This window comes from Autumnicola edwardsiae (assembly GCF_031846505.1).
GTDB lineage: Bacteria > Bacteroidota > Bacteroidia > Flavobacteriales > Flavobacteriaceae > Autumnicola > Autumnicola edwardsiae.
This window is the reverse complement of record NZ_JAVRHP010000265.1, coordinates 1-914: the sequence shown is the minus strand read 5'-3', so window position 1 is coordinate 914 and position 914 is coordinate 1. Positions and strand designations below refer to the sequence as shown.

Genomic DNA, 914 nt, shown 5'->3' with positions numbered 1-914 from the left:
AATCGAAATATGAAGCTAGAAATGCATTTCTAAGGGACGACTATTTAAGGAAATTAAAGAAAAAAATAATGAAATACAACTTGTTGGATCAGGATCAATACTATTACTGATTTTTTTTCAAAGAGGCATATTTCTTTCTCCTCTGAGACGATAACCATTTAAAAATCAAACCGCCTCTTCAGCCTTAAACTGAACTTCGTACAGGTTTTTATAATAGCCATTCTCCTTCTGAAGTAATTCCTGGTGGGTTCCCATTTCCACAATTTCACCGGCTTCCATTACCATAATTTTGTCGGCCTTTTTGATTGTTGCCAGCCTGTGGGCAATAACAATGGAAGTTCGTCCCTGCGTAATCTTATCTGTCGCATCCTGAATTAGTTGTTCGCTATAGGAGTCTACTGAAGAAGTAGCCTCATCCAATACAAGTATACTGGGATTACTCACAAATGCTCGAAGAAAAGAAATAAGCTGCCGCTGTCCCGAAGAAAGCATTGCGCCCCTTTCCTTTACATTATAGTAATAGCCGTTAGGGAGTGTTTCTATAAACTCATGAATACCAATACGCTTTGCTGCATTAATAACGTCTTCTTCAGTAACTTCGGGATTTTCCAACGTAATGTTGTTCATGATAGTATCAGCAAACAGGAAGACATTTTGAAGTACCACAGCAATTTGTGATCGCAGGGATTTCAGTTTTATGGAATTAATATCCAGACCGTCAATAAAAATTTGTCCGCCGTTAATTTCATAAAATCTGTTCAGTAAATTAATTACGGTGGACTTGCCGGCGCCCGTTGCACCAACAATAGCAATGGTTTCCCCGGCATTAGCTTTAAAAGATACACCTTTCAGCACTTCTTCATCATCAACATAAGAGAAGCGCACCTCTTTAAATTCAATATCGCCTCTCAAAT

1 protein-coding gene is annotated in these 914 nt (G+C 38.3%); it reads right to left on the bottom strand.

Going from position 1 to position 914, the window contains the following annotated elements:
- Positions 1–165: 165 nt before the first annotated feature.
- Positions 166–914 (bottom strand): ABC transporter ATP-binding protein (locus RM529_RS17560; RefSeq protein WP_311486028.1); only part of this gene is annotated, 749 nt, incomplete at its 5' end.